Annotated in this window: 7 protein-coding genes and 1 pseudogene; 7 read left to right on the top strand and 1 reads right to left on the bottom strand. The window is 70.4% G+C overall.

Going from position 1 to position 7188, the window contains the following annotated elements; genetic code table 11:
* The first annotated feature begins 202 nt into the window (after positions 1 to 202).
* The gene (locus ACFXAM_RS36810; RefSeq protein WP_380298062.1) at positions 203 to 808 is read left to right on the top strand and encodes a hypothetical protein; all 606 of its coding nucleotides are present in this window, start codon (positions 203 to 205) and stop codon (positions 806 to 808) included.
* 36 nt (positions 809 to 844) lie between these two features.
* Here ACFXAM_RS36810 and ACFXAM_RS36805 read toward each other — a convergent pair whose 3' ends face one another.
* Positions 845 to 1144 (bottom strand): ferredoxin, encoded by a 300-nt coding sequence (locus tag ACFXAM_RS36805; protein ID WP_380298060.1) that lies wholly within the window; start codon positions 1142 to 1144, stop codon positions 845 to 847.
* A 286-nt stretch (positions 1145 to 1430) separates the two neighbouring features.
* Here ACFXAM_RS36805 and arc point away from each other — a divergent pair, with 286 nt between their 5' ends.
* The 6 genes and pseudogenes from arc to prcA all read left to right on the top strand — a co-directional run bounded on the left by arc (position 1431) and on the right by prcA (position 7168).
* On the top strand, positions 1431 to 3197 hold the full coding sequence (gene arc, locus ACFXAM_RS36800; protein ID WP_350545465.1) for a proteasome ATPase: 1767 nt from the start codon (positions 1431 to 1433) through the stop codon (positions 3195 to 3197).
* 216 nt (positions 3198 to 3413) lie between these two features.
* Positions 3414 to 4925, top strand: a complete 1512-nt coding sequence (gene dop, locus ACFXAM_RS36795) for a depupylase/deamidase Dop (protein WP_380298059.1) — start codon at positions 3414 to 3416, stop codon at positions 4923 to 4925.
* Positions 4926 to 5107: 182 nt separating this feature from the next.
* Entirely contained in the window at positions 5108 to 5326 is a 219-nt protein-coding gene (locus ACFXAM_RS36790) for a ubiquitin-like protein Pup (RefSeq protein WP_380298058.1), read from the top strand.
* A gap of 155 nt (positions 5327 to 5481) precedes the next feature.
* Positions 5482 to 5559: pseudogene (locus tag ACFXAM_RS36785) on the top strand (recombination endonuclease VII); the annotation flags it as partial.
* Positions 5556 to 6350 carry a proteasome subunit beta gene (prcB, locus tag ACFXAM_RS36780; RefSeq protein ID WP_380298064.1) on the top strand — a complete coding sequence of 265 codons (795 nt, stop codon included), beginning with the start codon at positions 5556 to 5558 and terminating at the stop codon, positions 6348 to 6350. The pseudogene ACFXAM_RS36785 and the gene prcB, both read left to right, overlap by 4 nt.
* 32 nt (positions 6351 to 6382) lie before the next feature.
* The gene (prcA, locus tag ACFXAM_RS36775) at positions 6383 to 7168 is read left to right on the top strand and encodes a proteasome subunit alpha (protein ID WP_380298056.1); all 786 of its coding nucleotides are present in this window, start codon (positions 6383 to 6385) and stop codon (positions 7166 to 7168) included.
* The last annotated feature ends 20 nt before the right edge of the window (positions 7169 to 7188 follow it).

Here is a 7188-nt window from a genome sequence, read left to right as displayed (position 1 = left end):
CCCCTCCTGGAGGCCGCCCCCCCCGGCCCCGCCGCCGCCGCCGCGGCCGCCTCACAGGCGGCCCACGAGTCCCTCGCGCCGGGGCTGGGGGGGGGCCGGCAGCGCCGTACCACCCCTTCCGCGTTCCCGCACCCGCGCCACCGCCCGGTGACGCCGGTGTGGGACGATGCTCGCTCACACAGACCACTGGAGGGGACGCCTGGTGGAGACCGCGGTCGGGACGACGGCTGGACAGCAGACCGCCACGGGCCGCGGAGGCCCCCGGCGCGGGCGCACCGCCCCCTGGCACTGGGCCGTGACGGTGGCCGGCTGCGCCGCCGTGGTGGTGGCCGCGCTCGCCGCCGGCCCCGCCAGCGGCACCCCCGGGCCGGTCCGCGCCACCCCCAGGGCCCTTCCCGCGGCCGCCGCCCCCGACCCGGCGAAGGCCGAACTCCCGCTCGACTGCGGTCCGTTCCCGGTGACCGTGGCCGTCAGCTTCGCCGCCGACCTCGGCGACGGCCGCCCCGGCACCGTCGCCGCCGCGCACTGCGCCGCCGAGAACGGCACCCCGCCCGACGCCGTCTACCTGCTCGGCCCCGGCCCCGGCGGGCGCCCGGTCGTGCTGGCCACCCTGCTCTCCGAGCGCGAGAACCTCACCGTCAGCCGCCTCGCGCTGCGCTCCGACGGCACCGTCACCGCCCACGCCCAGGGCTACTCCGCCGACGACGTGCCGCGGTTCGCGCCCGACATCTCGGTCGACCTCACCTGGACGCGCAAGGGCGGCGGCTGGGAACTCTCCCGGACCGCCGCCCCGCTCAGCCTCACCTGACGCCACCCGCCCCCGGGCGCCCGGACCCGGCGCCGCCTACTCGGCGTCAGGCCCGTAGACCTCGACGCCGTCCGCGGCCCGGCGCACGTGGATGCAGTCGCCCGGGCAGTCCTTCACCGAGTCCACCACGTCCTGAAGCAACGTCAGCGGCACCGGCACCGTCTCGCCCGGCTGCTGGCGCAACTCGTCGTCCTCGCCCTTCACATAGGCGAGGCCGTCGATGTCCAGCTCGAACACCTCCGGCGCGTACTGCGCGCAGATGCCGTCACCGGTGCACAGATCCTGGTCGATCCACACCTCCAGCGGCCCGGCAGCCGCCGACTCGCTCACCGACATGATGATTGTCCGCCGTTTCTGTCCCGGGACGCCCCGTCCTGGGGCATTCCCGCCATTCGTACAACGATCGGACCCAGGGTGTCGGTCCCGATCGGATATCGACTCGCTCGACGATACATCTGGCCCGCTTTGGCCGGTGCGCGGTGGGTATCCCCCTAGCAGAGGGGAAGCACGCGAGGGCGAAGATCGGACACGCCCGTTCCATCTTTCTTGATCTAGGGGTTTAGGGACCCCTGGTCCCAGGTAGGGTCTGGAAGCGTCCAGCTCCCCGGAGGAGGTGAGGACCGTGGCAGCCCACGATGACGACTACAACCGCAGCACCGGCCGGCCCGCTCGTGGTTCCGACGAGGCCGCTCAGGTCTCGTACCTTGAGCAGGAAATCGCCGTGCTGCGCCGCAAGCTCGCCGACTCGCCGCGCAATTCGAGAATCCTCGAAGAGCGGATCGTCGAGCTCCAGACCAACCTGGCCGGCGTGACCGCCCAGAACGAACGGCTCGCCTCCACCCTGCGCGAGGCCCGCGACCAGATCGTGGCCCTCAAGGAGGAAGTGGACCGGCTGGCACAGCCCCCGGCGGGATTCGGCGTCTTCCTCAGCTCCAACGAGGACGGCACCGCCGACATCTTCACCGGCGGCCGCAAGCTCCGCGTGAACGTCAGCCCCAACGTCGACCTCGACGAGCTGCGGCGCGGCCAGGAAGTGATGCTCAACGAGGCCCTCAACATCGTGGACGCGATGGCCTTCGAGCGCATCGGCGACCTCGTCACCCTCAAGGAGGTCCTGGAGGACGGCGAGCGGGCCCTGGTCATCGGCCACACCGACGAGGAGCGGGTGGTCCGCCTCGCCGAACCGCTGCGCGAGATCACCCTCCGGGCGGGGGACGCCCTGCTGCTGGAACCGCGGTCCGGCTACGTGTACGAGGTCGTGCCGAAGGCCGAGGTCGAGGAGCTGGTCCTCGAAGAGGTCCCGGACATCGACTACCGCCAGATCGGCGGCCTGGCCAACCAGATCGAGCTGATCCGCGACGCGGTCGAGCTGCCCTACCTGCACGCCGAGCTCTTCAAGGAGTACGAGCTGCGCCCGCCCAAGGGCGTGCTGCTCTACGGCCCGCCCGGCTGCGGGAAGACGCTGATCGCCAAGGCCGTGGCGAACTCGCTGGCCAAGAAGGTCGCCGAGGTCACCGGCCGCCCCCAGGGGAAGAGCTACTTCCTCAACATCAAGGGCCCCGAGCTGCTCAACAAGTACGTCGGCGAGACCGAGCGGCAGATCCGCCTGGTCTTCCAGCGGGCCCGCGAGAAGGCCGGCGAGGGCACCCCGGTCATCGTCTTCTTCGACGAGATGGAGTCGCTCTTCCGCACCCGCGGCTCCGGCGTGAGCTCGGACGTCGAGAACACCATCGTCCCCCAGCTGCTCGCCGAGATCGACGGCGTGGAGGGGCTGGAGAACGTCATCGTGATCGGCGCCTCGAACCGCGAGGACATGATCGACCCGGCCATCCTGCGGCCGGGCCGGCTGGACGTCAAGATCAAGATCGAGCGCCCGGACGCCGAGGCCGCCAAGGACATCTTCTCCAAGTACCTGAAGGACTCGCTGCCCTTCCACCCCGACGACGTCAAGGAGCACGACGGCTCCGTCGAGGCCACGGTGGCGGCGATGATCCAGTCGGTGGTGGAGCGGATGTACTCCGAGACCGAGGAGAACCGCTTCCTGGAGGTCACCTACGCCAACGGTGACAAGGAGGTCCTGTACTTCAAGGACTTCAACTCCGGCGCGATGATCCAGAACATCGTCGACCGGGCCAAGAAGATGGCCATCAAGGACTACCTCGACCACGGCCAGCGCGGTCTGCGGGTCTCCCACCTGCTCAACGCCTGCGTGGACGAGTTCAAGGAGAACGAGGACCTGCCGAACACCACCAACCCGGACGACTGGGCCCGGATCTCCGGCAAGAAGGGCGAGCGGATCGTCTTCATCCGCACCCTCGTCACGGGGAAGCAGGGCGCCGAGTCCGGCCGCTCCATCGACACTGTCGCCAACACCGGGCAGTACCTGTAGCCGAACCGCTCCGGGCCTCCCGGAACGCACGCACCCCGTCCGGCTGTGGCGCCTCGCGGCCCCGCAGCCGGACGGCGCGTCTCGGGGCCCGCCGGTCGGCAAGGCGTTCTAGGCTCGACCCACCGTTCGCGGGCAGACGGCCGGCGTCGGTGTTGTTCAGCGGTACGTCAGTGTGGACCGCCCGCCGGGGGCGGCGCACCGGGCAAGGAGGGCCGCATGACCGTACGGCGCGTGATGGGCATCGAGACCGAGTACGGGATCTCCGTGCCCGGGCACCCCAACGCCAACGCCATGCTCACCTCGTCCCAGATCGTCAACGCGTACGCGGCGGCGATGCACCGGGCACGGCGGGCCCGCTGGGACTTCGAGGAGGAGAATCCGCTGCGTGACGCCCGGGGGTTCGACCTCGCACGGGACGTCGCCGACGCCAGCCAGCTGACCGACGAGGACATCGGCCTCGCCAACGTCATCCTCACCAACGGCGCGCGGTTCTACGTGGACCACGCGCACCCCGAGTACAGCTCGCCCGAGGTGACCAACCCGCGCGACGCCGTGCTCTGGGACAAGGCCGGCGAACGGATCATGGCGGCCGCCGCACAGCGCGCGCTGGAGCTGCCCAACGGGCAGAACATCCACCTGTACAAGAACAACACCGACAACAAGGGCGCCTCCTACGGCACCCACGAGAACTACCTGATGAAGCGGGCCACCCCGTTCGCCGACATCGTCCGCCACCTCACCCCGTTCTTCGTCTCGCGCCAGGTGGTCACCGGCGCCGGCCGGGTCGGCATCGGGCAGGACGGCTCCGCCCACGGCTTCCAGATCAGCCAGCGCGCCGACTTCTTCGAGGTCGAGGTCGGCCTGGAGACCACCCTCAAACGGCCGATCATCAACACCCGGGACGAACCCCACGCCGACGCCGAGAAGTACCGCCGGCTCCACGTGATCATCGGGGACGCCAACCTCTCCGAGATCTCCACCTACCTCAAGCTCGGCACCACCTCGCTGGTCCTGGCGATGATCGAGGACGCCTTCATCACCTCCGACCTGGCCGTCGACCAGCCGGTGCGCACCCTGCACCGGATCTCCCACGACCCCACCCTGAAGCACCTGGTCACGCTGCGCAGCGGCCGCCGGCTCACCGCCGTGCAGCTCCAGCTGGAGTACTTCGAGCTGGCCCGCAAGTACGTCGAGGACCGCTTCGGCACCGACGCCGACGAGCAGACGGTGGACGTGCTGGCCCGCTGGGAGGACGTGCTGGGCCGCCTGGAGCGCGACCCGATGTCGCTCTCCCGCCAGCTGGACTGGATCGCCAAGCGGGAGATCCTGGAGGGCTACCGCAGCCGGGACGCCCTGGAGTGGGACAACCCGCGCCTGCAGCTGGTCGACCTCCAGTACAGCGACGTGCGGCCCGACAAGGGCCTCTACAACCGCCTGGTGGCCCGCGGACGCTTCGACCGGCTGGTGACCGAGGAGGACGTCACCAGGGCCGTCACCAAGCCCCCGGAGGACACCCGGGCCTACTTCCGCGGCCGCTGCCTGGAGCAGTACGCGGAGCACGTCGCGGCGGCCTCCTGGGACTCGGTGATCTTCGACCTGCCGGGCCGGGACTCGCTCCAGCGGGTGCCCACCCTGGAGCCGCTGCGCGGCACCCGCAACCACGTCAAGGAGCTGCTGGACCGCTGCCGCACGGCGGAGGACCTGCTGCGGGTGCTGTCCGGCGGATAGCCCGGTGAGTTTCCGATCACCACGGGTGAACGCCGGGCGAATGGGAATCATCTGGGGTACCGGCGGGCGTTGGACAGGAAGCGCCACCGGCAAACCGGAAGCGGGTTGTCGCACCTTGTGTATAGGGTCGGTGCAGCAAGCAACGACCAAACCGTGCCAGACGATCGAGCGGGGTGAGGTAAATGGCGAGCAAGGACACCGGCGGCGGCCAGCAGCGGGCGAACCGCTCCTCCGAGGAGGTCGAGGAGCAGGCCGCGGAAGCGCAGAATTCCGAGGACCTCAAGGAGCGCCAGGAAAAGCTGAGTGACGACGTCGACGCGGTTCTGGACGAAATCGACGAGGTCCTGGAATCGAACGCCGAGGATTTCGTGCGGCAGTTCGTGCAAAAGGGCGGACAGTAATCCCGGTCGGGCTCCGGGCGGCTGCCCGGCAGCATTCCGGGAATTCACGGTCGCGACCGACGACGGCGGACGGGCGGCGGGAGCCGTCCGTCCGTCCGATCCGGCCCTCCGCCGTGCTGGACAGTGATCGTCCGGCCGGTAGGGTGCGGGCAGTGCGCGCTTCAAGCTACCTGGAAGGAATCGTGTGGAAGCCAACACTCGTGGCACCGGGCGTCTACCGGCTGCCTTCCTGACCCCGGGGTCCTCGTCGTTCCTCGACTTCCTGGAGGCCCACCGGCCCGAGCTGATCCCCGGCCGGCGCAGCCTGCCCGAGGGCGTCATCGAGGCCCCGCACGGCACGACCATCGTGGCCGCGGTCTTCGACGGCGGCGTGGTCCTCGCCGGTGACCGCCGGGCGACCATGGGCAACGTCATCGCCCAGCGGGACATGGAGAAGGTCTTCCCCGCGGACGAGTACAGCGCGGTCGGCGTCGCCGGCACCGCCGGCCTCGCGATCGAGATGGTCCGGATGTTCCAGCTGGAGCTGGAGCACTACGAGAAGATCGAGGGCACCGTGCTCTCGCTGGAGGGCAAGGCCAACCGGCTCACCACCATGATCCGGGGCAACCTCGGCATGGCGATGCAGGGCCTCGCGGTCGTGCCGATGTTCGCCGGCTACGACCTCGACCTCGGCCGGGGCCGGATCTTCACCTACGACGTCACCGGCGGGCGCTCCGAGGAGCGCGGCTTCGCCGCCACCGGCTCCGGCTCGGTCTTCGCCCGCGGCTCGATGAAGAAGCTCCACCGCGAGGACCTCACGGCCGAGCAGGCCTCCACCATGGTCGTCCAGGCCCTCTACGACGCGGCCGACGACGACTCCGCCACCGGCGGCCCCGACCTCGCCCGCAAGATCTTCCCGATCGTCTCGCTGATCACCGAGGACGGCTTCCGCCGGCTCACCGAGGCCGAGGTCGCCGAGATCGCCGTCTCCATCACCGACCAGCGCCTGGCCCACCCCAACGGGCCGCAGGCCCCGCTGCTCTAGCCATCAACTGAGGAAGGAAGGGACGACCGCCGGTGTCGACACCGTTCTACGTCTCCCCCCAGCAGGCCATGGCGGACCGCGCGGAGTACGCCCGCAAGGGCATCGCGCGCGGTCGCAGCGTGGTCGTGCTCACCTACGCCGACGGCATCGTCTTCGTCGCCGAGAACACCTCGCGGGCGCTGCACAAGGTGTCCGAGATCTACGACAAGATCGCCTTCGCGGCGGTCGGCCGGTACAACGAGTTCGAGAACCTGCGCATCGGCGGCGTCCGCTACGCCGACCTGCGCGGCTACACCTACGACCGGGCCGACGTCACCGCCCGGGGCCTGGCCAACGTCTACGCCCAGACGCTCGGCACCATCTTCTCCTCGGTCGGCGAGAAGCCCTACGAGGTCGAGCTGATCGTCGCCGAGGTCGGCCGCTCCGGCGAGGACGACCAGATCTACCGGCTCACCCCGGACGGCTCGGTCGTCGACGAGAAGAACTACGTGGTGGTCGGCGGCAACGCCGACTCGATCGGCAACTACCTCGGCCAGCGGCACCGCGCCGGCTTCTCGCTCACCGAGGCGGTCAAGGTCGCCGTGGACTCGCTCGCCCGCGACCCCAACGGCGGCACCCCGCGCACCCTCACCCCCGACCAGCTGGAGGTGGCGGTCCTGGACCGCCAGCGCTTCCAGCAGCGCAAGTTCAAGCGGATCCTGGGCGGCCAGCTCGCCCGGCTGCTCGACGGCGACCAGTCCGCCGAGTCGGACGACTCCGACGACACGGACGGGAAGGCGAAGCCGGCGGCCACCCCGCCGGGCGACTCCGACCAGTAGTGCCCACGGGGTCCCATGCG

Origin of the sequence: Kitasatospora sp. NPDC059462 (assembly GCF_042749955.1) — a bacterium.
Taxonomy (GTDB): domain Bacteria; phylum Actinomycetota; class Actinomycetes; order Streptomycetales; family Streptomycetaceae; genus Kitasatospora.
Note: the sequence above shows the minus strand (reverse complement) of the source record. Positions and strands in the feature narration are given on the sequence as shown.

Excerpts from the sequence above, each read along its gene's own strand:
- dop (WP_380298059.1), top strand. The coding sequence starts at position 3,414 with ATGACCGTACGGCGCGTGATGGGCATCGAGACCGAGTACGGGATCTCC.
- ACFXAM_RS36790 (WP_380298058.1), top strand. The coding sequence starts at position 5,108 with ATGGCGAGCAAGGACACCGGCGGCGGCCAGCAGCGGGCGAACCGCTCC.
- ACFXAM_RS36805 (WP_380298060.1), bottom strand. The coding sequence starts at position 1,144 with ATGTCGGTGAGCGAGTCGGCGGCTGCCGGGCCGCTGGAGGTGTGGATC.